This window comes from Kitasatospora sp. NPDC057904, from assembly GCF_042887925.1.
Lineage (GTDB): Bacteria > Actinomycetota > Actinomycetes > Streptomycetales > Streptomycetaceae > Kitasatospora.
Window position 1 is genome coordinate 54,597 of record NZ_JBHVOL010000012.1, and the last position, 23,921, is coordinate 78,517.

Consider the following 23,921-nt stretch of genomic DNA (forward strand, 5'->3'; position numbering starts at 1 on the left):
CTCTCAGTCCTCGTGACTGCGGCCGAGGAAGATCGCGAACACCGGCGGCCGCAGCGACAGCAGTTCGAGCCGGCCGCCGTCCGCCTCCGCGAGGTCGCGGGCGACGGCCAGGCCGATCCCGGTGGAGTTGCGGCCGCTGACCGCGCGCTCGAAGACCCGGTTGCCCAGCTCCGGCGGCACCCCGGCGCCCTGGTCCTGCACCTCGACCACGACCGAGGTGCCGGAGGGGCGGACCCGCAGGGTGATCGTCCCGGCGCCGTGCATCAGCGAGTTCTCGATCAGGGTGGCGAGCACCTGGGCGACCGTGCCCGGGGTGCCGACGGCGATGACGCCGTGCAGGCCCTCCAGGGAGAGCACCCGGCCCTTCTCGCGCAGGGTCGGGCCCCACTCCTCGACCTGCTGCTTGATCACCTCGTCGAGCTCGAAGGCGACGGCGGTGGGGCTGCGCGGGTCGCGCTGGGTGGTGAGCAGCCGCTGGACGACGTCGGTGAGCCGCTCGACCTGCTGGAGGGCGATGGTCGCCTCCTCCTTGACGGTCTCCGGGTCCTCGGCGAGGGCGGTGATCTCCTCCAGCCGCATGGACAGCGCGGTCAGCGGGGTGCGCAGCTGGTGCGAGGCGTCGGCGGCGAGCCGGCGCTCGGCGGTGAGCATGCGGGCGATCCGCTCGGCGCTGACGTCCAGCACTTCGGCGACCCGGTCGAGCTCCGGCACGCCGTAGCGGCGGTCGCGCGGGCGGGGGTCGCCGGAGCCGAGCCGCTCGGCGGTCTCGGCGAGGTCGGTGAGCGGCCGGGCGAGCCGCTTGGCCTGCCAGACGGCGAGCGCGACGGCGGCCTGGACGGCGAGCAGGGCGACGACGCCGAGCAGCAGCAGCATGTTGGCGATCTCGTGGTCGACGTCCTCGCGGGACTGCTCGACGGTGACGCTCTCGCCGTTGACGCCGTACTCGGTGGCCTTCAGCAGGTGGCCCCCGGGCGGGCGCACGCCGACCGAGACCACCGCCTGGCCGGGCAGCTGCACCTCGACGTAGCTGCCCTCGGCGACTTGGCTGTCGAAGGAGCGCTCGTTGACCAGCTCGTGGTTCGCGAGGCGGTTCTCCACCAGCCCGAGCACCCGGACGGCGGCGGCGTCCGTCCGCTCCTGGGCCGAGTTGACGATGGTCCGCTTCTCCACCAGGGCGAGCGGCACGCAGAACACCACGACCACCACCAGGACGACGCCCAGCAGCGAGTTGATCATCCGGCGTTTCACGCTGCCGCTCCCCGAGGTGTTGCGCTTCATCGGCCGCGCTCCGGCCATGCTCTCCGTACGGGGGCTAATTCTTCTCGAACCGGAAGCCCACTCCGCGCACGGTGGCGATGTAGCGCGGGTTGGCGGCGTCATCGCCGAGCTTCTTGCGCAGCCAGGAGATGTGCATGTCCAGGGTCTTGGTGGAGGTCCACCAGGTGGTGTCCCAGACCTGGCGCATGATCTCCTCGCGGGTCACGACCCGGCCGGCGTCCCGGACGAGGACGCGCAGCAGCTCGAACTCCTTGGCGGAGAGCGTCAGCTCCTCCTCGCCGAGCCAGGCGCGGTGCGACTCGATGTCGATCTTCACGCCGTGCGCGCCGGTGGTGAGCTGGTCGACGTTGCCGCGCCGGAGCAGGGCCCGGACGCGGGCGAGCAGTTCGGCCAGCCGGAACGGCTTGGTGACGTAGTCGTCGGCGCCGGCGTCGAGGCCGACGACGGTGTCCACCTCGTCCGCGCGGGCGGTGAGCACCAGGACGGGGCAGCTCTTGCCGTCGGCGCGCAGCCGGCGGCAGACCTCAAGGCCGTCCATCTCGGGCAGGCCGAGGTCGAGGACGACGAGGTCGACCTCCTCGGTGAGGCCGGCGGCGAGCGCGGTGGGGCCGTCCTCGCGGACGAGCACCTCGTAGCCCTCGCGGCGCAGGGCCCGGGCCAGCGGTTCGGAGATCGCCGGATCGTCCTCGGCGAGCAGCACACAGGTCATGTGGTGATGGTAGTCCGCCGCACCCTGCCCGATGGACCTGTGAAGTAGTTCACAGAGCGTGATCGTTATATAAGGGCCCACGTCCGCTCAACGGACGCTTCCCGACCGCCTGTTCGGCGAAGATTCCGCCCTTGGATCTTGAAACCGAAGGAAGACATCCCCGTCTACCATGGATCGATCGGGAAGATCGGCTGCGGACTTTGCCATTGCCATACCTGATTCGAGCGTTTTGTCATCTGATACCGCCAAATATCGCCACGTACAGTGGTTCCGTCCACGTCCGCCGCCACCCCCCTAGGCGGACGCTGTCAGGCAAGGAACCACTACACATGGCGTCTACGCTCCAGGACGCCGGCGTCACGTCGGCCTCCCCCAGCGGCAAGACCTTCCTCGGCCACCCCCGAGGTCTCGCGACTCTCTTCATGAGCGAGATGTGGGAACGCTTCAGCTACTACGGCATGCGTGCCCTGCTGGTCCTCTACATGACCGCCTCCATTTCGGAGGGCGGCCTCGGCATGAAGACGGCGGTCGCCGCCGCCGTGTACAGCGTGTACACGGCGATGGTCTACCTGCTGGCCCTCCCGGGCGGCTGGATCGCCGACCGATTCCTCGGCGCTCGCAAGACCGTCGCGGTCGGCGGCACGATCATCATGATCGGCCACTTCCTGCTGGCCGTGCCGTTCAGCGGCGCGTTCTTCGCCGGTCTGGCCTTCATCGCGATCGGCTCCGGTCTGCTCAAGGCCAACATCTCGACGATGGTCGGCCACCTCTACGACGGCCCGAACGACCCGCGTCGCGACGGTGGCTTCACCGTCTTCTACATGGGCATCAACCTCGGCGCCTTCGCGGCCCCGCTGGTCATCGGCACCATCGGCCAGAGCGTCAGCTGGCACCTGGGCTTCGCGCTGGCCGGCGTCGGCATGGCGCTCGGCCTCGGCCAGTTCCTGCTGGGCACCCGCCACCTGAGCCCGAAGAGCGACATCGTCACCTCGCCGATCACCCCGGCCGAGAAGGCGTCGATCTTCAAGAAGGCCGGCGCCTGGCTGGCCGCCGCCGTGGTCATCTACGGCGCCCTGGTGGCGAGCGGCTCGTTCACCATCGACTGGGTGCTCTGGCCGCTGTCGGTCGCCGGCATCCTGATCCCGGTGCTCGTCTTCGCCAAGGTGAAGCGCGACAAGGACCTCGACGCCACCGAGCAGTCCCGGATGAGCGGCTACATCTGGTTCTTCGTCGCCGCCGCCGTGTTCTGGATGATCTACGACCAGTCCGGTTCGACGCTGAGCATCTTCGCGGACAAGCACACCGCGTCCACGCTGCTCGGCTTCAACTTCCCGTCGACGTGGTTCCAGTCGCTCAACCCGCTGTACATCATGGCGCTGGCGCCGGTCTTCGCCTGGATCTGGGTCGCCCTGGCCCGCCGGTCGAAGAACCCCAGCACCACCATGAAGTTCGCCATCGGTCTGCTGATGATCGGCGCGTCCTTCATCGTCATGATGCTGGCGATGGCCGCCGCCCACGGCGACACCAAGGTCACCCCGCTGTGGCTGGCCATGGTCTACCTGGTCCAGACCGTCGGTGAGCTCACGCTCTCCCCCGTCGGCCTGTCCGTCACCACCAAGCTGGCGCCGACCAAGTACGCCAGCCAGATGATGGGCGTCTGGTTCCTCGCCGTCACCGCCGGCGACTGCGTCGCCGCGATCTTCCAGCTCGTGCTGGGCGACGGCGTGGTCGGCAGCACCTGGTACTTCGCGGTCCAGGGCGTGATGGCGATCATCGCCGGCATCGCCCTCGCGATGTACCGCAAGAAGGTCAACGCGCTCATGGGCGACGTGCACTGACACGCGCCCGGTCCGGCCGGGGCCGGTGTGGATTCCTGGAATCCGCACCGGCCCCGGCCGCGTTTCCGGCCCCCTGCGCGAGCGCGTAAACCACTCGACCGAGTGGCGCGGGATCTGCCTATGGTGCCCGTCATGCCGACAGACGCGCTCCCCCGCCAACTCGCCCGCACCCGGCGCTTCGCGCTGGGCACCCCCACCCACCCCGTGATCACCGCCGACGGCGCCACCGTGCTGTTCGTCCGCAGCCGCGGCGGCGCCGACCCCGTCAACCGCCTCTGGGCGCTCGACACCGCCACCGGCGAGGAGCGGCTGGTCGCCGACCCGGCCGCGCTCGGCGACGACGACGGCGACCTCCCCGAGGCCGAGCGGATCCGGCGCGAGCGGGCCCGGATCGCCGCCTCCGGCATCACCGCCTTCTCCACCGACGCCACCGGCTGGCTCGCCGCCTTCGCGCTCGGCGGCCACCTGTGGCTCGCCGACACCGCCACGGGCACCGTCCGCACCGTCCCCACCGCCACCGCGGTGTACGACCCGCGCCTCGACCCGACCGGCCGCCGGATCGCCTACGCCGGCGGCGGCTCCCTGCGGGTGGTGTCCGCCGACGGCACCGGCGACCGCGCGCTCGCCGAGCCCGAGGCCGCGGACGTGACGTACGGCATCGCCGAGCACGTCGCCACCGAGGAGATGTACCGCTCCCGCGGCCACTGGTGGTCCCCCGACGGCACCGCGCTGCTCGTCACCCGGGTCGACGAGCGCGAGGTCGCCCGGCTGCACCTCGCCGACCCGGCCGACCCGGCCCGGCCCCCGCGCGCCGTCCGCTACCCGCTCGCCGGCACCGCCAACGCCGACGTGTCGCTGTGGCTGCTCGGCCTCGACGGCTCACAGATCGGAGTCCACTGGGACCGGGCCGCGTTCGAGTACGTCACGGCCGCCGGCTGGGACGCCCACGGCCCGTACGCCTGCGTCCAGAGCCGCGACCAGCGCACCGTCCGCACGCTCGCGATCGAGCCCGGCGGCGCCGTCCGGGTGCTCGACGAGCAGCGCGACGACCACTGGGTCGAGCTCGTCCCCGGGCTGCCCCTGCGCACCGCCTCCGGCGCCCTCGTCCACACCGCCGCCCACGGCGACACCCAGCACCTCACGGTGGACGGCGAGCCCGTCACCCCGCCCGGGCTCCAGCTGTGGGAGGTGCTCGGGACGGAGGGCGAGCGGGTCCTGTTCACCGCCGTCGACGAGCCCACCGAGACCCACCTCTGGAGCTACGAACCGGGCGCCGGCGTCCGCCGGCTCAGCGAGGGCCCGGGCCAGCACACCGGCGTCCGCCGGGGCGGCACGCTGGTCGTCACCACCCGCCGCGAGGGCCACCCCGCCGGACGCACCACCGTCCTGCGCGAGGGGCGCGCGGCCGTGGAGCTCACCTCGCGCGCCGAGCCGCCCGTGCTCACCGCCGCACCCGAACTGCTGCGCCTCGGCCCGCGCGAGATGCGCGCCGCGCTCTACCTGCCCACCGGGTACCGCCCCGAGGACGGCCCGCTGCCCGTCCTCGTCGACCCGTACGGCGGGCCGGCCACCCGGAAGGTCGGCACCGGCGGCGTGTGGTGGGACCTCGTCTCGCGCTGGTTCGCCGAACAGGGCTTCGCGGTGCTCGCCGTCGACGGCCGCGGGACACCCGGCCGCGGGCCCCGCTGGAGCAAGGAAATCTACGGCGACAAGGCCGGACCGGCCCTCACCGACCAGGTCGACGGCCTGCACGAGGCCGCCCGGCTGCGCCCCGGTGTGTTCGACCTCGACCGGGTCGCCATCCGCGGCTGGTCCTACGGCGGCTTCCTGGCCGCGCTCGCCGTCCTGCGCCGCCCGGACGTCTTCCACGCGGCGTCGGCCGGCGCCGCCCCCACCGACCAGCGGCTCTCCACCACCCACTGGCAGGAGCGCTTCCTCGGCCACCCGGACGAGCACCCCGGGCACTACGACTCGGCGTCGCTGATCGCCGACGCCCCGAAGCTGCGCCGCCCGCTGCTGCTGATCCAGGGCCTCGCGGACGACAACGTCCTCCCCGTCCACACCCTGCGCCTGTCCAGCGCGCTGCTCGCCGCGGGCCGCCCCCACGAGGTGCTCCCGCTGAGCAACACGACGCACTCCCCCACCGACGAGACCGTGGCGGCGAACCTGCTGCAGCACGAACTCGACTTCCTGAGGCGCTCGTTGGGCCTCAAGTGAAAACGGAGGCCCCCGCGCCCGCCACCCCGGGGACGTGGGGGCCTCCAGCTCTCGCAGGCTCAGACCTCGCGGACCCCCGACCGCCAGACCGCGGCCGTCAGCGGCACCCCCGGCCGGTAGGCCAGGTGCACGTGCGACGGCGCGTCCAGCAGCAGCAGGTCCGCCCGCGCCCCGGCCTCGACCACGCCGACGTCGCCGCGGCGCAGCGCGTGCGCCCCGCCGGCCGTCGCCGCCCAGACCGCCTCGTCCGGTGTCATCCCCATCTCCCGCACCGCGACCGCGATGCAGAACGCCATCGAACTCGTGAAGCTGGAGCCCGGGTTGCAGTCCGTGGACAGCGCCACGACCGCGCCCGCGTCGAGCAGCCGCCGCGCGTCCGGGTACTGCGCCCGGGTCGAGAACTCCGCCCCGGGCAGCAGCGTCGCCACCGTCCCCGAGCCGGCCAGCGCGGCCACGTCCTCGTCCGTCAGGTGGGTGCAGTGGTCGGCCGAGGCCGCCCCCAGCTCGACCGCGAGCTGCACGCCGGGACCGTACGTCAGCTGGTTGGCGTGCACCCGGGGCGTCAGCCCGCGCTCGATGCCGGCGGTGAGGACCGCCCGCGCCTGGTCCCCGTCGAACGCGCCCTTCTCGCAGAACACGTCCACCCACCGGGCGTGCGGGGCGCAGGCGTCCAGCATCTCCCCGGTGACGAGGTCGACGTACGCCGCGGGGTCGTCCGCGTACTCGGGCGCGACGACGTGCGCGCCCAGGTACGTGGTCTCCGGGGTGTACCGGGCGGCGATCCGCAGCGCCCGGGCCTCGTCGGCCACCGTCAGCCCGTACCCGGACTTGCACTCGATGGTCGTGGTGCCCTGGCGCAGCGCCTCCCGGACGAACCGGGCCAGGTTGGCGTCGAGTTCGGCGTCGGTCGCGGCCCTGGTGGCCGCCACCGTGGTCCGGATCCCGCCGGCGGTGTAGGACTGGCCGGACATCCGGGCGTTGAACTCGGCGGTGCGGTCGCCCGCGAACACCAGGTGGGCGTGCGAGTCGACGAAGCCGGGCAGCAGGGCCCGCCCCTCCGCGTCGAAGCGCACGTCGGCGGCGGGCGCGTCGGCGGCCGGGCCGACCCAGGCGACGGTGTCGCCGTCCAGCACCACGGCCGCGTCGGTCAGCAGGCCGAGCGGTCCGGCGCCCTGGCCGGGGTCGTTGGTGACCAGACTGCCGATGCCGGTGATCAGGGTGGTCGGGTTGCTCAAGACGACGCCTTCCGAACGGAGTTGTAGGAACGGATCAGCAGCTCAGCGCGCCGATCGAGGCCCGCAGCGCGCCCGGGACGTCCGGGACGAGCCGGTGCACGCCGTCCGCGACGACGTGCCGGCCGCCGACCACCACGTGCCGGACGTCCGCCGCCGAGGCCGCGAAGACTGCGGTCTCGGCGCCCAGTGCGGGCGGCGGCCCGGCGGTGCGCACCGAGTCGAGGGCGAGCACGGTGAAGTCGGCGAGCGCCCCGGCCTCGATCCGGCCGGCCTCCGGCCAGCCGAGCGAGGCGTGCCCGTCCTCCGTCCCGGCCCGCAGGAGCGCGTTGGCCGTCCAGTGCCCGCGGGTCCGCGTCCGCAGCCGTTCGTCGAGCTCCAGGGCGCGCGCCTCCTCGAACGGGTCGATGACGGCGTGGCTGTCGCTGCCGAGGGTGACCGGGCACCCGGCCGAGGCGAGCCGGCGGGCCGGGCCGATGCCGTCCGCGAGGTCCCGCTCGGTGGTGGGGCACATGCAGATCGTGGTGGAGCTGTCGGCGAGGAGGCGGACGTCCTCGTCGGTGAGGTGGGTCGCGTGGACGGCCGAGGTGCGCGGCCCGAGCGCGCCGTGGTCGGCGAGCAGCCGGGTCGGGGTGACGCCGTGCGCGGCGAGGCAGGCGTCGTTCTCGGCGGTCTGCTCGGACAGGTGGACGTGCAGCGGGGCTCCGCGCAGCTCGGACCACCGCGCGACGGTGCCCAGCTGCCCGGCGGGCACGGCCCGCACCGAGTGGATGGCGGCGCCGATCCGGGCGTGCTCGCGCGGCTTGAGCGCGTCCGCCCGGACCGCCCACGCCTCGGCGTCGCCGTCGCTGAACCGCTGCTGCGGCCCGGTCGGCTCGGCGCCGAAGCCCGAGGACAGGTAGCAGGTGTCGAGCAGGGTGATCCGGATGCCGGCCCGGGCGGCGGCCTCGATCAGCGCCTCGCCCATCGCGTTGGGGTCGTCGTAGCGGGCGCCGCCGGGGGCGTGGTGCAGGTAGTGGAACTCGCCGACGGCGGTGATCCCGGCGAGCGCCATCTCGGCGTAGACCGCGGTGGCGAGCTCCAGGTAGCGGTCCGGGTCGAGCGCCCCGGCGAACCTGTACATGGTGTCGCGCCAGGTCCAGAACGTCCCGGAGCCGACCTGGACGTGGCCGCGCAGCGCCCGGTGGAAGGCGTGCGAGTGGGCGTTGGCCTGGCCGGGCACGAGGAGCCCAACGAGGCGGACGGCGCCGGCCGGGCACGGGCCGCTATCCGGCGTCACGGCGGTGATCCGGCCGCCGGGGCCGGTGGCGATCAGGACGTCCCGCTCGACCACCGGGCCGTTGGCGTGCGGCAGCCAGGCGTACTGCGCCCAGTAGGCCACCGGTTCGGTCACTGACACGCCAGGTCCTCCAGTACGTCGGCCAGGCCGGTGACCCCGGCGAGGCAGTCGGGTGTCTCGGCGTGCTCGGCCGGGGAGTGCGAGACACCGGTCGGATTGCGCACGAACAGCATGGCGGTCGGGATCGCGGACGCCAGGATCCCGGCGTCGTGTCCCGCGCCGGTGGGCAGCACCGGGGCGTTCAGCAGCTTGCCGAGGCGGTCGCGCAGCGGACCGTCGAACTCCACCACCGGCGTGTAGGACTCCCTGGTGAGCTCGACCCGGACGCCGTCGCGCCCGCCGCGCTCGGCGGCGGCCCGCTCGATCTCGGCGACCAGCGCGGTGAGGGTGCGCTCGTCGGCCGCCCTGGAGTCGAGCCAGCCGCGGACCAGGGAGGCGATCGCGTTGGTGCCGTTGGGCTCGACCGCGACCTTGCCGAAGGTGGCGAGGGCGCCCGCCTCCCGCGCCTTCTTCCGGGCGGAGAGCACGGTGTTGGCGTAGGTGAGCATCGGGTCGCGGCGGTCCTCGATGCGGGTGGTGCCGGCGTGGTTGGCCTCGCCGTGGAAGTCGAAGCGCCAGCGGCCGTGCGGCCAGATCGCCCCGGCCACGCCGACCGGCTGGTCCTCGGCGAGGTAGCGGCCCTGCTCGACGTGGAGCTCGACGAAGGCGCCGATCCGGGCGAGCCGGCCGTCGTCCGCGCCGATCGCGGTGGGGTCGTAGCCGGCCCGCTCCATCGCGTCGGGCAGCCGGACGCCGTCGGCGTCGCGCAGCGCGTACGCGGCGTCGCGGTCCAGCAGGCCGGCCGTCAGCCGGGAGCCGATGCAGGCGACGCCGAACCGGGCGCCCTCCTCGTCACCGAAGTTGACGATCGCCAGCGGACGCGTGAACTCGGCTCCCCGGGCCCGGAGTTCGTCCAGGGCGGCGAAGGAGGAGACGACGCCGAGCGGGCCGTCGAAGGCCCCGCCGTCGGGGACGGAGTCCAGGTGCGAGCCGGTGACGACGGCGCCGTCCCCGGCCGGGTCGCCCAGCCAGGCCCACTGGTTGCCGTTGCGGTCCAGCTCGTACGTCAGGCCGCGGTCGCGGGCCTGCTGCTCGAACCAGGCCCGGCACTCGGCGTCGGCGGAGTTCCACGCGAAGCGGCGGTAGCCGCCGGAGGCGGCGGAGCGGCCCACGGGGAGCAGCTCCGCCCACATCGCTTCGAACGAACTCGTCACAGCTCACCCATGGGAACGCGGACGCCACGCTCGGCGGCGACCTCGTCGGCGCGGTCGTACCCGGCGTCCACGTGCCGGATGACGCCCATGCCCGGGTCGTTGGTGAGCACCCGGCGGATCTTCTCCCCGGCCAGCGGGGTGCCGTCGGCGACGGTGACCTGGCCGGCGTGGATCGAGCGGCCGATGCCGACGCCGCCGCCGTGGTGGATGGACACCCAGGACGCGCCTGAGGCGACGTTGACCATGGCGTTGAGCAGCGGCCAGTCGGCGATCGCGTCCGAGCCGTCGAGCATCGCCTCGGTCTCGCGGTACGGCGAGGCGACCGAACCGCAGTCCAGGTGGTCACGGCCGATGACGATCGGCGCGGACAGCTCGCCGGAGGCGACCATGTCGTTGAAACGCTCGCCGGCCTTGTCGCGCTCGCCGTAGCCGAGCCAGCAGATGCGCGCCGGGAGGCCCTGGAAGTGCACCTTCTCCTGGGCCATCTTGATCCAGCGGGCCAGCGACTCGTTCTCCGGGAAGAGGTCGAGGACGGCCTTGTCGGTCTTGTGGATGTCCTGCGGGTCGCCGGACAGCGCCGCCCAGCGGAACGGGCCCTTGCCCTCGCAGAACAGCGGGCGGATGTACGCGGGGACGAAGCCGGGGAAGGCGAACGCCCGGTCGTAGCCGGCCAGCTGGGCCTCGCCGCGGATCGAGTTGCCGTAGTCGAAGACCTCGGCGCCGCGGTCCTGGAAGCCGACCATGGCCTCGACGTGCCGGGCCATCGACTCGCGGGCCCGCTGGGTGAACTCGGCGGGCTTCTCGGCCGCGTAGGTGGCCATGTCGTCGAAGGCGACGCCGACCGGCAGGTAGCTCAGCGGGTCGTGGGCGCTGGTCTGGTCGGTGACGATGTCGATCGGCGCGTCCATCGCGAGCAGCTGCGGGACGAGCTCGGCGGCGTTGCCCAGCACGCCGATGGACAGCGGCTGCCTCTTGTCGCGGGCGGCGGTGGCGAGCTCCAGCGCGTGGGCGAGGTCCTTGGCCTCGACGTCCAGGTAGCGGTGCTCGATGCGGCGGGAGATGCGGGACGGGTCGCAGTCGATGCAGATCGCGACGCCGCCGTTCATGGTGACGGCCAGCGGCTGGGCGCCGCCCATCCCGCCGAGGCCGGCGGTGAGGGTGATGGTGCCCTCCAGCGTGCCGTCGTACCGCTTGTTGGCGACGGCCGCGAAGGTCTCGTAGGTGCCCTGGAGGATGCCCTGGGTGCCGATGTAGATCCACGAGCCGGCGGTCATCTGGCCGTACATGGTGAGCCCGAGGCTCTCCAGGCGGCGGAACTCCTCCCAGTTGGCCCAGTCGCCGACCAGGTTGGAGTTGGCGATCAGCACGCGCGGCGCCCACTCGTGGGTCTGCATGACGCCGACCGGGCGGCCGGACTGGACCAGCATGGTCTCGTCCTGCTTCAGGCCCTGGAGGGTCTTCACCATGGCGTCGAAGGAGCGCCAGTCGCGCGCGGCCTTGCCGGTGCCGCCGTAGACCACCAGCTTCGACGGGTGCTCGGCGACCTCCGGGTCGAGGTTGTTCATGAGCATCCGCAGGGCGGCCTCCTGCTGCCAGCCCTGCGTCGTGAGCCCCGTGCCACGCGCCGCGCGTACCTCGCGCGGCCCGCTCGTCTGCTGCTGCACCATGTCCCGGCCTCCTGCGGATGGATTCATTCAGGCTTGGTTCAGTTGAATATAACTAAACAGTCGACGTTCGACCAGACCCCTGAACAATCCGATCAGCAACAGCACCGCCCGACTTGGCGCGCTAGCCTGAACCCGGCGAACACCAGCCACTCGGCCCAGCGACGAGAGCGGAGGACACGATGACAGCGATCACCGTGCGGCCAGGAAGGCTCCGGGATGTGGCGGAGGAGATCGAGCAGAGCACGGGACTTCGCGTCCAGATCATCGGAGGAACCCTGGTGATGTCCCCGACTCCTCGCGGCAAGCACGCGGGAACGATCCGGCGGCTGCGCATCCAGCTGGACCCCCAGCTGCCGGCCGACCTCGGCTCCTATGAGGTGTCGTCCATCTGCATGCCTGGCAATGAGGAGGATTACGTCACCCCCGACCTGATCGTCCTCCCCGTCGAGTGGGACGAGGACGACGAGTGGCTGGCCGAGCCCCACGAGGTCGTCCTCGCCGTCGAAGTGATCTCCAACTCGGAGGGAGTCAAGAGCGTCGCCACCAAGACCGACTGGTACGCGACCGCCGGCGTGGCGCTCCTGCTCGCCCTCGATCCCCGCAACGGCAGTTGGACCCTGTACACCCATCCCCGCGACGGCGAGTACCAAGGCGTGCTGCACGGCAAGTACGGTGAGCCCATTCCGCTCACCGCCCCACTGCCCGCCGAACTGCAGACCACCGGCCTACTGCTCTACGCCCCACGGCGCTGAGGTCCTCAGGCCGCCGCGTCGCCGTCCCAGTCGATGCCGATCTCGGCCAGCCAGCGGCGGTCGGCGGCGTCGGGTGCGGCAGGGGCGGGCGGACGGGGGATGCTCTGGACGGGGCCGAGGCCGTACTTCTCGGCGGCCTCGGCGGCGGCCCGCGCGTGCGGTTCGATGACGCCGACGTGCACGGCGGACTCGTCGCCCGGGTCGAGGACGGTCAGTTCGGGTTCGGGCAGGCGCCGCAGGGTGACCCGGCGTCCGCAGGTGGGGCAGGACCATTCGTCGGCACCCGATGCCAGCCGGGCGACGAACTTCATCTCGTGGATCACGCGCATGGGCGGCACCCCCTGCACTAGGGGATGCCCCGGTTCACGGCCGGCCACGCCCACGACGCCGCGGCTTTGTCCAGTCCAAGTCGCGTCTATTCCAGGCCGCGTCTACTCCAAGAACAGGCCACGCGCCGCGGCCGACTGCTCGATGGCCTCCAACCTGGCCTCCGCGCCCGGGATCTCGTCGCACATGCTCTGCAGGAGCACCCGGCCCAGCATCATCGGCGCACACGCGGTGTCGAAGACCAGACCGGTGCCGACGGCCGCCGGCAGCATCAGGTCGGACAGCTTGGCGACCGGCGCGAACGCGCTGTCGGCCACCGTCAGCACCGTCAGACCGCACTCCCTGGCCACCGCCAGGGCGTCCATCAGCTCCCGCGGGTAGCGCGGCAGCGCGAAGCAGAGCAGCGCCGTCGCGCCGGCCGCGGTGGCCTGCTCCAGCCGGTCGGCGAGCATGCTGCCGCCCTCGTCGAGCAGCCGGATGTCCGGGTGCACCTTGGCCGCGAAGTACGCGAAGCCGCGCGCCTGCGCGGACGCGGCCCGCAGGCCCAGCACCGGCAGCGGGCGGGAGGCGGCGAGCAGCCGGGCGGCGCGGATGATCGGCTCGGGGTCGGCGAGCAGGTCGGCGAGGTGGCGCAGGTGCTCGATCTCGGCGAGCACGGCCTGCTGGTGCTCGTTGCGCACCGCCTCGTGCGGGCCCTCGGGCGCGGCCGCCTCGCCCGCGCCGAGCTCGCGCAGCTGCCGGCGCAGCGCCGGGTAGCCGTCGTAGCCGAGGGCCACCGCGAAGCGGGTGACGGACGGCTGGCTCACCCCGGCGAGCTCGGCGACCTCGACGCTGGACAGGAAGGGCGCCTCGGTGGCGTGCCGGACCAGCGAGTGCGCGATCCGCCGCTGGGTCGGCGTCAGCCGGTGCCCCTCGAAGAGCTGGAGCAGCCGCGCGGAGGGACCGACCGTGCCGGTCTCGTCGGTGGCGGTCATCGGCGGTACCTCCGGGTGCGAGCGGTTCGGACGACGACTGTGCAGCAGCGCGCGGCGCCTGGCAAAGACGTCTCGTACGACGGGACGGCCGCTGAGACGTCCCGGTGGGCGGACAGTCTGGCGGACGACCGGCGGACCCTACTCCCCGGGAGCCGGGCACGGGGCTCGGGGTAACCCTGATTTGACCCTGAGCCCGCCCGGATTCCCCCGCGAACGGATGGACCGGGCCCCGGCGAGCCCCCACGCTGGTGGCCATGGACACTCGCCAGGACGAACTGCGGCGCGACCTCGACGCCACCCTGCAGGCCCGCAAGGAACTCGGCAAGGAGTACGAGTCGGAGCTGGTCGACTCGTTCCTGAAGCGGCTGGACGCCCGCATGGACGCCCGGGCCGAACGCCCCGCGCCCCAGCAGTCCGAGGGCTACGAGCCCGGCTACCGCCACCGTCCGCGCCGCTCCGGCTGGTCGGCCAGCCGCCCCGGCTCCCGGCTCGCCGTGATCTCGCTGGTGCTCGGCATCCCGCTCACCGCGATCGCCGGCGACGCCCAGAACGGCGAGCTGCTCGGCCTGATCACCTGCTGGGCCGGCATCGTCGGCGTCAACTTCGCCGCCGCGCGCGCCGACCGCCGGGACCGCGAGGACCGCCGCCCGCGGAGCGACTGGGACTGACGCCCCGGCCGCTCCGCGCGGGCGACGGATCAGGCCAGCGGGCCGGTGACCTGCTCGACCGCCCGCACCAGCGCGCCGGAGGCGACCAGTTCGGCGGCGGCCTCCAGGTCCGGCGAGAGGAAGCGGTCGCGGCCGGCGCCGCCGACCCCCGCCTCGCGGGCGGCGGCCACCGCGGCCGCGGTGGCCGGGGCGATCCGGCCGGCCGAGTCGGCCTGCTGGCGGATCTCCAGCGCGCGGGCGGCGGCGGTGAGCTCGACGGCGAGGATGCGGCCCAGGTTCTCGACCGCCTGGCGCAGCTTGCGGGCCGCGGACCAGCCCATCGACACGTGGTCCTCCTGCATCGCGGAGGACGGGATCGAGTCGACCGAGGCCGGGACGGCGAGCCGCTTGTTCTCGCTGACCAGCGCCGCCTGGGTGTACTGGGCGATCATCAGACCGGAGTCCACGCCCGGGTCGTCGGCCAGGAAGGCCGGCAGGCCGTGCGAACGCGCCTTGTCCAGCAGCCGGTCGGTGCGCCGCTCGGAGATCGAGCCGAGGTCGGCGGTCGCGATGGCGAGGAAGTCCAGCACGTACGCGACCGGCGCGCCGTGGAAGTTGCCGTTCGACTCCACCCGGCCGTCGGGCAGCACGACCGGGTTGTCCACCGAGGCGGCGAGCTCGCGCGAGGCGACCAGCTGGGCGTGCGCGACGGTGTCGCGGCCCGCGCCGGCCACCTGCGGGGCGCAGCGGATCGAGTAGGCGTCCTGGACGCGCGGCGCGTCGTCCTGGTGGTGGCCGGTGAGGCCCGAGCCCTTGAGGACGGCGAGCATGTTGGCCGCGCTCAGCGCCTGGCCCGGGTGCGGGCGGATCGGGGCGTGCAGCTCGGGGGCGAGCACCTTGTCGGTGCCGAGCAGCGCCTCCAGGCTCATCGCGGCGGTGATGTCGGCGGTGGTGAACAGGCGGCTCAGGTCGGAGATGGCCATGACGAGCATGCCGAGCATGCCGTCGGTGCCGTTGATGAGGGCGAGGCCCTCCTTCTCCAGCAGCTCCACCGGCTCGATGCCGGCCGCGGCCAGCAGCTCGGCGGCGGGCTTCTCCACGCCGTCCGGGCCGGTGGCCACGCCCTCGCCCATGAGCACCAGCGCGCAGTGCGAGAGCGGGGCGAGGTCGCCGGAGCAGCCGAGCGAGCCGAACTCCCGCACCACGGGGGTGATGCCCGCGTTCAGCAGCGCGGCCATGGTCTGGGCGACCAGCGGACGGACGCCGGTGCGGCCGGAGGCCAGCGTCTTCATCCGCAGGAACATCAGCGCCCGGACCACCTCGCGCTCGACGGCCGGGCCCATCCCGGCCGCGTGCGAGCGCACCAGCGAGCGCTGCAGCTGGGCACGCAGCTCGGGGCTGATGTGCCGGACGGCGAGCGCACCGAAGCCGGTGGACACGCCGTAGACGGGACGCGGCTCGGCCGCGAGAGCATCGATGCGGGCCCGGGCGGCCGCCATCTCGGCGAGCGCGTCCGGACCGATCTCGACCCGGGCGTTGCCCCGGGCGACGGCCAGCACGTCGTCGGCGCTGACGTCGGCCTTGCCGACCTGGACGAGCGGCGAGTCGGAGGCCGCAGCACTGTGCATATCCATATTCACCATCACATCAGGCGAATGAAGATATGACAACAGGTGCTCGCCATTCGGATTTTCCGCCGTCCCGCCCGCGACCGCACGCCGACCCCCTCCCCCCGTGGATATCCGCCTCCCCCATGCCGCACGCTGGTGGGGCAGGAACACGTACGGAGGTGGCGATGACGCGGGCGACGGCGCGGCGGCGAGTGGTGCGGCTGCGGGGGGACGAGCGCGGGGTGCGGCCGGACGCGCTGGCGGCGGAGGAGCCGCTGGAGATCCGGGTCGGCGGCGAGCCGCTGACCGTCACCATGCGCACGCCCGGGCAGGACTTCGACCTGGTGGCGGGCTTCCTGGTCGGCGAGGGCCTGGTGCACGCCACCGAGGACCTCGCCGCCCTGCGGTACTGCGCGGGCACCGACGACGAGGGCGCCAACACGTACAACGTCGTCGACGCCACCCTGCGCGGCGCCCGCACCCTGCCGCTGTCCGCGCACCGCAACCTGCTCACCACCAGCGCCTGCGGCCTGTGCGGCCGGGACACCGTCGACGCCGTCCGCACCCACGTGCGGCACCCGGTCGCCGAGGACCGGCTCAGCATCGAGCCGTCCGCCCTCTACGCCCTCCCCGACAAGCTCCGCGCCGCCCAGCGCACCTTCGACTCCACCGGCGGCCTGCACGCCGCCGGCCTGTTCGACGCCGCGACCGGCGAGCTGCTGTGCGCCCGCGAGGACGTCGGGCGGCACAACGCCGTGGACAAGGTGGTCGGCTGGGCCCTGCGCGAGGGCCGGCTGCCGCTGACCGGGCACGTCCTGCTGGTCAGCGGGCGGGCCTCGTTCGAGCTGACCCAGAAGGCCGCGCTGGCGGGCGTCCCGCTGCTCGCGGCCGTCTCGGCGCCGTCCTCGCTCGCGGTGGACCTCGCCGAGGAACTCGGCCTGACCCTGGTGGGCTTCCTGCGCGGAGAGGGCGCGAACGTCTACACCCGGCCCGACCGGATCGCCGCGCCCTCCCCCGCCGTCACACCCTGATCTCCGCCTCGATCAGATCGACAGCCCGCGCGGTGCCACCCTCGGCCCGTCCGGCAGCCGCGAGCACCGCCAGCCGCTCGGCCACCGCCGGATCCCCGACGAGCTCCAGCAACGCACCGCGCAGCGCCTCCGCGGTGGCCGCCGCGGTGTCGATCCGGCGGGCGACACCGAGCCCCACCAGCGCGTCCGCGTTGCCGAACTGGTCGGCCGCCTGCGGCACCGCGATCATCGGCACCCCGTGGAACAGCCCCTCGCTGGAGCCGCCCATGCCCGCGTGGGTCACGAAGGCGTCCGCCTGCGAGAGCACCGACAGCTGCGGCGCCCAGCGGTGCACCTCGACGGTGGCGGGCACCTCGCCCAGCTCGGCCAGGTCGGTGTGGGCGCCGACCTGGAGCACGGTGTGCCAGCCCGGCAGGTCGCCGAAGGCCTCGACGCAGGCCCGGTAGAACGCCGGCCGGTGCGTGAACGCCGAACCGAGCGAGACCAGCAGCACCTTCTCCGCCCCCTCCGGCCGGTGCCACTCGCCCTGGTGGGCGCGGTCGCCGAAACAGGGCCCGACGAACGAGACCCGCTGCTCGTCGACCCGGTCCGCGTTGGGCTGCATCGCACGGGGGATGAGCGCGACGGCCCGCGACGGGCGGTTCTTGAAGGCGTCCACGTCGCGCTCCACCGCACCGGCCTCGGCGAGCCAGCCGGCGAACCGCCGGTAGTGCTCGGCGCCGCCGGCACCCTCACGGACGGCCGCCAACGCCTCGGCCAGATCCTCCTCGAAGCCCTCCCAGCCGACCGTCGAGGGCGACAGCTGCACCACCGGCACGCCCAGCCGCTCGCCGAACGCGCGCCCGGCGAAGCCCGCGATGTCGCAGAGCACCAGGTCGGGCACGTCGTCCGCGAAGACGTCCAGCAGAACCGCGTGCATCGCGAGGGCGTCGTCGAGGAACAGCTCCTGGATCGCCACCGGGTCCTCCACCCACCCCTCCGGATCATCGGCGAGCGGCAGCTTCGTCGGATACGGGACGAACCGCGCACCCGTCGACTCGACGACCTCGCGGAACGACGGATCGTTGACGTAGCTGACCCGGTGCCCCCGGGCGACCAGCCCGGAGATCACCGCCAGGCTGGGATTGACGTGCCCGTGGGCCGGCACGGACGCCATGAGGATGTGCGCGGTCATGGGAAGACACCTCCGAAGTCAACGACAGAGACGAGACGTATCGTCTCGCCACGACAAGACGATACGTCTCGTCTTGCCGTTCCGCATAGAATTTCCGGCATGACCGCCAGACCCGCCCCCGACCCCGCGCGACGCAGCGAGCGCTCCCGCGCCGCCGTGCTCGCCGCCGCCTCCGAACTCGTCGCCGAGGTCGGCTACGGCAAGCTGACCATCGAGGCGATCGCCGCCCGGGCCGGCGTCGGGAAGCAGACCATCTACCGCTGGTGGCCGTCGAAGGGCGCGGTCGTCTTCGACGCGTTCCTCGCCGACAGCGAGCACGAGGGCGGCATCGAACTCCCCGACACCGGCGACCTGCGGGCCGACCTGCGGGCCGTCCTGCGCCCGTCCTCGGACCAGCTCACGGACCCGGCCTTCGACCCGACCGCCCGCGTCCTGATCGCCGAGATCGTCACCGACCCGGCGCTGCACGGCGAGTACCGCACCCGCCTGCTGGACCCCCTCCTGGAGGTCACCCGCCGACGCTTCCGCAGCGCCCGCGAGGCCGGCCAGATCGCCCCCGACACGGACCTCGACCTCGCCGTGGAGCTGTTCTACGGCCCGCTCCACTACCGCTGGATGTTCCGCCTCGGCCCGCTCACCCACGACCACGCCGACCAGCTGGTCGAAGCCGTGCTGCGGGCGCTCAGCGCCGGCCGCGGCGACTGACCAGGACCAGGATCACGACCAGCAGGACGACGAACAGCAGCACCCAGACGAAGCCGAAGCTCCGGCCGACCGTCCGGGAGACGAAACCCCGGTTCCTGCGCTTGGACTTGTGACGGGTGACCGCCACGTCGGTGACGTGGTGCCCCCCGACGGAGGCACGCGCCGGGACGGGCGCCCGGTCCCCGGACACCACAGCCGCCGTCCGCACCACCGGCACCGCCTCCGCGGGCCCGGCCACCGCCACGGCACCCCCGAACGCGACCACCCCGGCCACCGCCGCACCCACCAAGCGTCTGCCCACGGCCCCGCTTCCCCCGTCCTCGCCGCCCACCGGCCTCCGGCCCACGATGGCACCGCGCCACACCCCCGGGACACCCCTCGTCCACCAACCGGAACGGACCCAGGACGGGCCAGTCACGAAACCGACACATGCGAGGCCCCCGCACCAGCGCACCCACCCCAACCACCCACCTTCCCCCTCCCCCACAGGCGAGAGGGAGCGCTGCGGGAGGGGGTGGCGGAGGGGGTGGCCGCGGAGAGGGGCGTGACGGGTGATTTTCAGACTGCCAACGATCCAAGCCCCCCACCCACAGAGTCGGCAGTCGGAAAATCATCCAGCCCCCGGAGCGGCCACCCCCGCAGCCACCCCCGGCACCCCCCACCCACCCGAAAGCCCACCCCGCACCCAAGCCCCGCGCAGCGGAACCCTCAAACCCCCGGCGGCGAAGCCGGCCCCGAAAGCGCCACCGCCACCAACGCCCGCATCACACAAGCCGCCTGCCCCAGAGGAAGCGTCGCATCATCCGCGAACAGCTCCACGAGCCAGCCACCCGCCGGATTCTGCCCACCCGCCGCGACCATCCCGCGGTAGCCGGAGACGACGAGCATCGCCTCCTCCGCCGGGTCGTTGCCGGCCGCCCCCGCCCGGAGGGCAAACGCACCGCCCCGGACGGCCCGTCGAGTCATCGGGTAGTGCCGGAGATCGAAGACCGCGTCCGGGGCCTCGATCTGGGCGCGCTGGGTCTCGGCGCGGGTGCTGCTGGGCCCGCTGGTCATCCGGTAGACGGCGTGCTGGGCGGTCCGCATGAGCTGGGACCCCGGCGGCACGTACGACACCCACCACCCCACCGCGTCCAGCAGCCGGGCGGCGGCCTCGGCGACGACCGCGAGTTTGCCGAGGGTGTCGGCGCTGTGGACGGCGCGGGCGGCGCCGTGCTGGTCGAGGGCGGACAGGACGGCGGTGAGCAGTTGCCCGGGGTCGGCGCTGTGCGCGGCACCCCGGAACCGCCGCCGGTCGCCGTTGCCGATCCGCCCGCCGGGCCGCCCGCGCCCGTCCGCCCGGTGGTGGGGGTCGGCGGCGTCGGCCAGCAGCACCGTGGGGTCGGGCGAGAAGCCGGGCCCGTGGCTGCGCCCGGCGACGACGGGGTGGGCGGCGCGGGCGGCCTTGGCCCGGTACTGGGCGGCGTCGGCGAGCCGGAAGAGTCGGTCGGGGGTGGTGACGGGCCCGATGGAATCCCCCGTCGAGGCGACCCCGCACGCCACCCCCTCGCCCTCGGACAGCGCCAGCGCCCGCGCGCACAGCTCCTCGGCGACGGCCACGACCTCGTCGGCCTTCTGGCCCTCCGCGAGCAGGCAGAACTCGTCGCCGCCGAGCCGGGCCGCGAGGCTGCCGGGCAGTTTGGCGGCGGCGAGCGACAGCTGGTGGGCGAATCGTTCCAGCAGGCGGTCGCCCATTTCGTGGCCGAGCTGGTCGTTGACCCGCTTGAGGCCGTTGACGTCGCACACGACCAGCGACACGACGGTGTTGTCCCGGTTGTGCGCCTCCAGGGCGCTCTCCAGCCGGGCGTCCACCGCGCGCCGGTTGGCGAGACCGGTGAGCGGGTCGGAGAAGGCGAGTTTGCGCAGGTCGGCGAGGCGCTCGGTCTGGGCGAGCCCGGCCGAGACCTGGGCGGCCAGCAGGGTGGCGTAGTCGGCGTCGGCCTCGGTGAACTCGGGCATCCCGGTGGCCCGGGCCAGGTAGAGCTCGCCCCAGGCCTGCCCGTGCAGGACGATCGGCGCGACGACGCAGCAGCCCCGCCCGCGCCGGCGCAGTGCCGCGGCGCGTTCCTGGCAGTACGCGCCGGCGGTGGGATGCACGTGACCGGCGTGGGGTTCGCTGTTCTCGGCGGTCTGCAGCCAGGCGCGCGGCAGCCGTCCGGTGGTCCAGCGTTCCTCCAGATAGGTGACGATCTCCGGGAAGTCGGCGACGGGGTAGGACTCGTCCTCGGGCTGTTCCTCCTCGCCGGGGGCGAGGTCGCCGTGGTTGACGAGGACCCGCAGCCGCCCGGACTCGCGGTCCCAGACGGAGACGGCGGCCATGGTGGCGCCGAGCGCCTCGGTGGCGCGGGCGGCGGCGGCGCGGACGGCCTCCAGGGGGGTGAGCGCCCCGGCCATGTCCTGGGCGAGCTCGACCACGGACTGCAGTCGCAGGTCGGGCAGGGCGGCGGGCCGCCCGGAGGCGTCGCAGTCGCAGCCGCGGTCCGTCATGGTCGCCTCACTGCTCACCGGCTCGCCCCGCTCCCTGTGCCCGGTCCTACCGAGGGCAGCCGCACGCGTACCGGCCGCTGCACCAAGACTATGGCGACTTCACCCGGTTATGCCCCGTTTCGACCCACACACCGGTCGCCCGTTCGACGGCAAGCCCCCGGCCCCGGCCGCAGCCCAAGCCCCCAGCCCGGCCCCAAGCCCGAAACCCCAGCCCGGCCCCCGGCCACCCCGGCCGGACGCCCCGACTCCCGTCGGCTACTCCGGCTTGAGCCGCCGCGACAGCAGCCACGGCTCGACCAGCCCGAGCCCCCGGACCGGCCGCCGCCACATCGGCTGCAGGTGGAAGCGGTGCCCGGAGTCCGGCGAGGGCAGCGGAAGCCCGGAGGCGGGCATCCCGGCGGCGGCCGAGAGCGCCTCGGCGAGGCCGGGCCCGTCCGCGTCGGGCGGGGCGACACTGCCGTTCTGCTCCAGCGCGGCGGCGAACTCGCCGTCGATCAGCACGGCGTCCTTGGGCGCGATGGAGGTGAGCCGGCTGGCCAGGTTGACGGTGGTGCCGAAGACGTCGCCCATCCGGGAGGTCACGGTGCCGAAGGCCATGCCGACCCGCAGCGCGGGGATGGTCTCGTCCTCGGCGAGCGCGTCGATCAGGCCGAGCGCGATCTCGGCGGCGGTCACCGGGTCCTCGGAGACGTAGAGGATCTCGTCGCCGAGGGTCTTGATGACCCGGCCGCCCTGCCCGGCGATCAGGTCGGAGCAGGTGTTCTCGAAGGTCTCGACGAGCTCGCCGAGTTCCTCCTCCTCCAGCCGCCGGGAGAGGCGGGTGAAGCCGACCAGGTCGGCGAAGCCGACGGCGAGCCGGCCGCTGGTGATCTCGTGGTCCTCGGCGGCCTGCACGACCCGCCCGGTGACGGCGGCCAGCTGGCGCCGCCAGACGTAGACGAGGAACTGCTCCAGCTCGGGCAGTAGCAATTCGACCAGGGGGTAGGCGACCTCGGCGCGGGTGAGCCCGGGCTCGACGGACTGGGTGAGGTTCTCCAGGAAGGTGTCCATCTGCCAGCCGGCCAGCCGTGCCGTGGTCTGCCCGGTGGAGCGGGCCACCTGGATCGCCATCGACTCGCTGAGCAGGCCGGACTCGACCAGTCCGGCCAGCCGGCGCAGCGCGATCACGTCACCGTCGGTGAGGGCCCGGGACTGTCCGATGTCGGGGAAGCCCATCGCCCGCCAGAAGCGGGTGGCCAGCTCCATCGGGACGTCGGCGGCCCTCGCGGCCTGGTAGGGGGTGTAGCGGCGCGGTGCGTCCAGGATCAGGCGTTCGAGTTCGAGCGCGACCGTCTGGTCGTGGCTGTCCGCCGTCCCGCCGTTGCTGCCGTCCTCTGCCACCGGTCCGTCCCCGTGCGGTCGCCGCACTTGCCTCGTGTCCTACCTGTCCGGGCGCCCGCCCGCCACCCGGGCGGACAGTGGCGCGCCTCACACCGCTGCCAGGTGGAATGTTCGCACGGAATCGCGTGATCCGGGGCATCCGCCCGGGTCAAGGAGAGGTGAAGATGCCGTTCAGCGGGGTTCGGGGCGCACGTGGACGACGTCCCCCGCGCCCACCGCACGGCGCGCGCCCTCCGGCGTACGAACCACCAGCCGCCCGTCGCCGTCGATCGCCACGGCCTCCCCGGTGAGCTCGGTGTCGCCCGGCAGGTGCACCTTGACCTGGCGGCCGAGCGTGGTGCAGCGGTCGACGTAGGCGCGGAGCAGGTCGCTCGCGTGCGGGTCGCCGGCGGCGGCCGTCCAGTCGCCGTAGAGCTCGGCGAACTCGCGCAGCAGGGCGCGCAGCAGGGTGGAGCGGTCGGTGACGGCGGCGCCGGCCAGGGCGAGCGAGGCGGCGGTGGGGACGGGCAGCTCCTCCTCGCGCAGCGTGACGTTGAGGCCGACCCCGGCGACGACGGCGCCGCCGCTCAGTTCGGTCAGGATGCCGCCGAGCTTGCGCTCGGCGCCGTCGACCTCGACCTGGAGGTCGTTGGGCCACTTCAGCCCGACCTCGACGCCGGCGACCCGGTCCAGGGTGCTGGCCACGGCGACGCCGACCAGGATCGGCAGCCAGCCGTACCGCTCGACCGGCACCTCCTCGGGGCGCAGCAGGACGGAGAGGAACAGCCCCGAGCGAGGCGGCGCCGTCCACTGCCGGTCCAGCCGCCCGCGTGCGGCGCTCTGCGCCTCGGCGACCAGGACGGCGCCCTGCGGCGCACCGGCCAGGGCGCGGGCGGCGAGGTCGGTGTTGGTGGAGCCGGTCTCGGTGACGACGTCGAGCGAGGTCCACAGCCCTCCCGGGAGCACCAGGTCCCGGCGCAGCGCGTCCTCGTCCAGCGGCGGGCGGTCCAGGTCGGTCCACGGTGACGGCCCGGCGTGGCCGAAGCCGCGGAGTCCACTGCGGCGGGGGGTCTCGGGTGCGCTCATGGGAACGACCCTAGACGGGCCCGACGGCCCACGCCGTCCCATCGTGCCGCAGAACGGCCGTCAACAAAACTGTGTCGCTGACCATAACGGCCGGGCGTTACGTCTGGCCCTCCGTGCTGGCTACGCTACCCAACGGTAGTTCGCAGCGCCGCCCTGCCCTCCTGTGCGGGCCCCCGTTCCGGTCCGCGCGCACTCGA

At 73.6% G+C, this 23,921-nt stretch carries 19 protein-coding genes and 1 pseudogene; 6 read left to right on the plus strand and 14 right to left on the minus strand.

Annotated features, from left to right (window positions below; genetic code table 11):
- Positions 1 to 3 precede the first annotated feature (3 nt).
- Positions 4 to 1,248, minus strand: a complete 1,245-nt coding sequence (locus ACFVSN_RS27880; protein WP_380442121.1) for an ATP-binding protein — start codon at positions 1,246 to 1,248, stop codon at positions 4 to 6.
- Positions 1,249 to 1,312: 64 nt separating this feature from the next.
- Positions 1,313 to 1,987, minus strand: a complete 675-nt coding sequence (locus tag ACFVSN_RS27885) for a response regulator transcription factor (RefSeq protein ID WP_030290974.1) — start codon at positions 1,985 to 1,987, stop codon at positions 1,313 to 1,315.
- A 329-nt stretch (positions 1,988 to 2,316) separates the two neighbouring features.
- Between ACFVSN_RS27885 and ACFVSN_RS27890 the strand changes: the two genes are divergently transcribed.
- Together ACFVSN_RS27890 and ACFVSN_RS27895 are read left to right on the plus strand one after the other, a co-directional pair.
- The gene (locus ACFVSN_RS27890) at positions 2,317 to 3,825 is read left to right on the plus strand and encodes a peptide MFS transporter (RefSeq protein ID WP_380442091.1); all 1,509 of its coding nucleotides are present in this window, start codon (positions 2,317 to 2,319) and stop codon (positions 3,823 to 3,825) included.
- Positions 3,826 to 3,957: 132 nt separating this feature from the next.
- The gene (locus tag ACFVSN_RS27895) at positions 3,958 to 6,042 is read left to right on the plus strand and encodes a prolyl oligopeptidase family serine peptidase (RefSeq protein WP_387956792.1); all 2,085 of its coding nucleotides are present in this window, start codon (positions 3,958 to 3,960) and stop codon (positions 6,040 to 6,042) included.
- A gap of 59 nt (positions 6,043 to 6,101) precedes the next feature.
- Here the strand turns inward: ACFVSN_RS27895 and hutI are convergent, their stop codons facing one another.
- The 4 genes from hutI to hutU are packed head-to-tail and all read right to left on the minus strand — an operon-like array spanning position 6,102 to position 11,533.
- A complete protein-coding gene (gene hutI / locus ACFVSN_RS27900; protein ID WP_380442095.1) occupies positions 6,102 to 7,277 on the minus strand; it encodes an imidazolonepropionase in 1,176 nt (391 codons plus the stop codon).
- 34 nt (positions 7,278 to 7,311) lie between these two features.
- Positions 7,312 to 8,673: a formimidoylglutamate deiminase gene (locus ACFVSN_RS27905; RefSeq protein WP_380497242.1), complete on the minus strand. Its 1,362-nt coding sequence runs from the start codon at positions 8,671 to 8,673 to the stop codon at positions 7,312 to 7,314.
- Positions 8,664 to 9,845 carry an allantoate amidohydrolase gene (locus ACFVSN_RS27910; RefSeq protein ID WP_387956830.1) on the minus strand — a complete coding sequence of 394 codons (1,182 nt, stop codon included), beginning with the start codon at positions 9,843 to 9,845 and terminating at the stop codon, positions 8,664 to 8,666. The genes ACFVSN_RS27905 and ACFVSN_RS27910 overlap by 10 nt, the downstream gene beginning before the upstream one ends.
- A 17-nt stretch (positions 9,846 to 9,862) precedes the next feature.
- Complete coding sequence (gene hutU / locus ACFVSN_RS27915) at positions 9,863 to 11,533, minus strand: urocanate hydratase (RefSeq protein ID WP_380442099.1); 1,671 nt, start codon at positions 11,531 to 11,533, stop codon at positions 9,863 to 9,865.
- Positions 11,534 to 11,712: 179 nt separating this feature from the next.
- Between hutU and ACFVSN_RS27920 the strand changes: the two genes are divergently transcribed.
- Entirely contained in the window at positions 11,713 to 12,285 is a 573-nt protein-coding gene (locus tag ACFVSN_RS27920; protein WP_380502519.1) for a Uma2 family endonuclease, read from the plus strand.
- Between the two features lie 5 nt (positions 12,286 to 12,290).
- On the opposite strand, the gene ACFVSN_RS27925 is transcribed toward ACFVSN_RS27920, so the two are convergent.
- Both ACFVSN_RS27925 and ACFVSN_RS27930 read right to left on the minus strand, forming a co-directional pair.
- Positions 12,291 to 12,614 (minus strand): hypothetical protein, encoded by a 324-nt coding sequence (locus tag ACFVSN_RS27925; RefSeq protein ID WP_380442103.1) that lies wholly within the window; start codon positions 12,612 to 12,614, stop codon positions 12,291 to 12,293.
- Positions 12,615 to 12,716: 102 nt separating this feature from the next.
- Positions 12,717 to 13,586 (minus strand): MurR/RpiR family transcriptional regulator, encoded by an 870-nt coding sequence (locus ACFVSN_RS27930; RefSeq protein WP_380442105.1) that lies wholly within the window; start codon positions 13,584 to 13,586, stop codon positions 12,717 to 12,719.
- A gap of 254 nt (positions 13,587 to 13,840) precedes the next feature.
- Here ACFVSN_RS27930 and ACFVSN_RS27935 point away from each other — a divergent pair, with 254 nt between their 5' ends.
- On the plus strand, positions 13,841 to 14,254 hold the full coding sequence (locus ACFVSN_RS27935) for a hypothetical protein (RefSeq protein WP_387956793.1): 414 nt from the start codon (positions 13,841 to 13,843) through the stop codon (positions 14,252 to 14,254).
- 29 nt (positions 14,255 to 14,283) lie between these two features.
- Here the strand turns inward: ACFVSN_RS27935 and hutH are convergent, their stop codons facing one another.
- Positions 14,284 to 15,867, minus strand: coding sequence for a histidine ammonia-lyase (gene hutH / locus ACFVSN_RS27940; RefSeq protein ID WP_380442109.1), 1,584 nt, complete (start codon positions 15,865 to 15,867; stop codon positions 14,284 to 14,286).
- 161 nt (positions 15,868 to 16,028) lie between these two features.
- Between hutH and fdhD the strand changes: the two genes are divergently transcribed.
- Positions 16,029 to 16,874, plus strand: coding sequence for a formate dehydrogenase accessory sulfurtransferase FdhD (gene fdhD / locus ACFVSN_RS27945; protein ID WP_380497240.1), 846 nt, complete (start codon positions 16,029 to 16,031; stop codon positions 16,872 to 16,874).
- Here fdhD and ACFVSN_RS27950 read toward each other — a convergent pair.
- On the minus strand, positions 16,864 to 18,048 hold the full coding sequence (locus tag ACFVSN_RS27950) for a macrolide family glycosyltransferase (RefSeq protein WP_387956794.1): 1,185 nt from the start codon (positions 18,046 to 18,048) through the stop codon (positions 16,864 to 16,866). The two genes, fdhD and ACFVSN_RS27950, sit on opposite strands and share 11 nt — an antisense overlap.
- A gap of 99 nt (positions 18,049 to 18,147) precedes the next feature.
- On the opposite strand from ACFVSN_RS27950, the gene ACFVSN_RS27955 reads away from it, so the two are divergent.
- Positions 18,148 to 18,753 (plus strand): TetR/AcrR family transcriptional regulator, encoded by a 606-nt coding sequence (locus ACFVSN_RS27955; protein WP_380442115.1) that lies wholly within the window; start codon positions 18,148 to 18,150, stop codon positions 18,751 to 18,753.
- Here ACFVSN_RS27955 and ACFVSN_RS27960 read toward each other — a convergent pair.
- The 4 genes and pseudogenes from ACFVSN_RS27960 to ACFVSN_RS27975 form a co-directional block, all read right to left on the minus strand.
- Complete coding sequence (locus ACFVSN_RS27960) at positions 18,731 to 19,054, minus strand: hypothetical protein (protein ID WP_380442117.1); 324 nt, start codon at positions 19,052 to 19,054, stop codon at positions 18,731 to 18,733. The genes ACFVSN_RS27955 and ACFVSN_RS27960 overlap by 23 nt on opposite strands.
- Positions 19,055 to 20,049: 995 nt before the next feature.
- Positions 20,050 to 21,186, minus strand: a pseudogene (locus tag ACFVSN_RS27965) (diguanylate cyclase domain-containing protein); the annotation flags it as partial.
- Positions 21,187 to 21,534: 348 nt separating this feature from the next.
- Complete coding sequence (locus tag ACFVSN_RS27970; RefSeq protein ID WP_380439106.1) at positions 21,535 to 22,659, minus strand: adenylate/guanylate cyclase domain-containing protein; 1,125 nt, start codon at positions 22,657 to 22,659, stop codon at positions 21,535 to 21,537.
- 171 nt (positions 22,660 to 22,830) lie between these two features.
- Positions 22,831 to 23,724 carry a biotin--[acetyl-CoA-carboxylase] ligase gene (locus tag ACFVSN_RS27975; RefSeq protein ID WP_380439104.1) on the minus strand — a complete coding sequence of 298 codons (894 nt, stop codon included), beginning with the start codon at positions 23,722 to 23,724 and terminating at the stop codon, positions 22,831 to 22,833.
- Positions 23,725 to 23,921 lie beyond the last annotated feature (197 nt).

Bases quoted from the DNA above. Each gene is read 5' to 3' on its own strand.
- hutH (WP_380442109.1), bottom strand. From the start codon at position 15,867: ATGGATATGCACAGTGCTGCGGCCTCCGACTCGCCGCTCGTCCAGGTC.
- ACFVSN_RS27910 (WP_387956830.1), bottom strand. From the start codon at position 9,845: ATGTGGGCGGAGCTGCTCCCCGTGGGCCGCTCCGCCGCCTCCGGCGGC.
- hutU (WP_380442099.1), bottom strand. From the start codon at position 11,533: ATGGTGCAGCAGCAGACGAGCGGGCCGCGCGAGGTACGCGCGGCGCGT.
- ACFVSN_RS27895 (WP_387956792.1), top strand. From the start codon at position 3,958: ATGCCGACAGACGCGCTCCCCCGCCAACTCGCCCGCACCCGGCGCTTC.
- ACFVSN_RS27975 (WP_380439104.1), bottom strand. From the start codon at position 23,724: ATGAGCGCACCCGAGACCCCCCGCCGCAGTGGACTCCGCGGCTTCGGC.
- ACFVSN_RS27935 (WP_387956793.1), top strand. From the start codon at position 13,841: ATGGACACTCGCCAGGACGAACTGCGGCGCGACCTCGACGCCACCCTG.
- fdhD (WP_380497240.1), top strand. From the start codon at position 16,029: ATGACGCGGGCGACGGCGCGGCGGCGAGTGGTGCGGCTGCGGGGGGAC.
- ACFVSN_RS27890 (WP_380442091.1), top strand. From the start codon at position 2,317: ATGGCGTCTACGCTCCAGGACGCCGGCGTCACGTCGGCCTCCCCCAGC.
- ACFVSN_RS27885 (WP_030290974.1), bottom strand. From the start codon at position 1,987: ATGACCTGTGTGCTGCTCGCCGAGGACGATCCGGCGATCTCCGAACCG.
- ACFVSN_RS27955 (WP_380442115.1), top strand. From the start codon at position 18,148: ATGACCGCCAGACCCGCCCCCGACCCCGCGCGACGCAGCGAGCGCTCC.
- ACFVSN_RS27920 (WP_380502519.1), top strand. From the start codon at position 11,713: ATGACAGCGATCACCGTGCGGCCAGGAAGGCTCCGGGATGTGGCGGAG.
- ACFVSN_RS27950 (WP_387956794.1), bottom strand. From the start codon at position 18,048: ATGACCGCGCACATCCTCATGGCGTCCGTGCCGGCCCACGGGCACGTC.
- ACFVSN_RS27930 (WP_380442105.1), bottom strand. From the start codon at position 13,586: ATGACCGCCACCGACGAGACCGGCACGGTCGGTCCCTCCGCGCGGCTG.
- ACFVSN_RS27925 (WP_380442103.1), bottom strand. From the start codon at position 12,614: ATGCGCGTGATCCACGAGATGAAGTTCGTCGCCCGGCTGGCATCGGGT.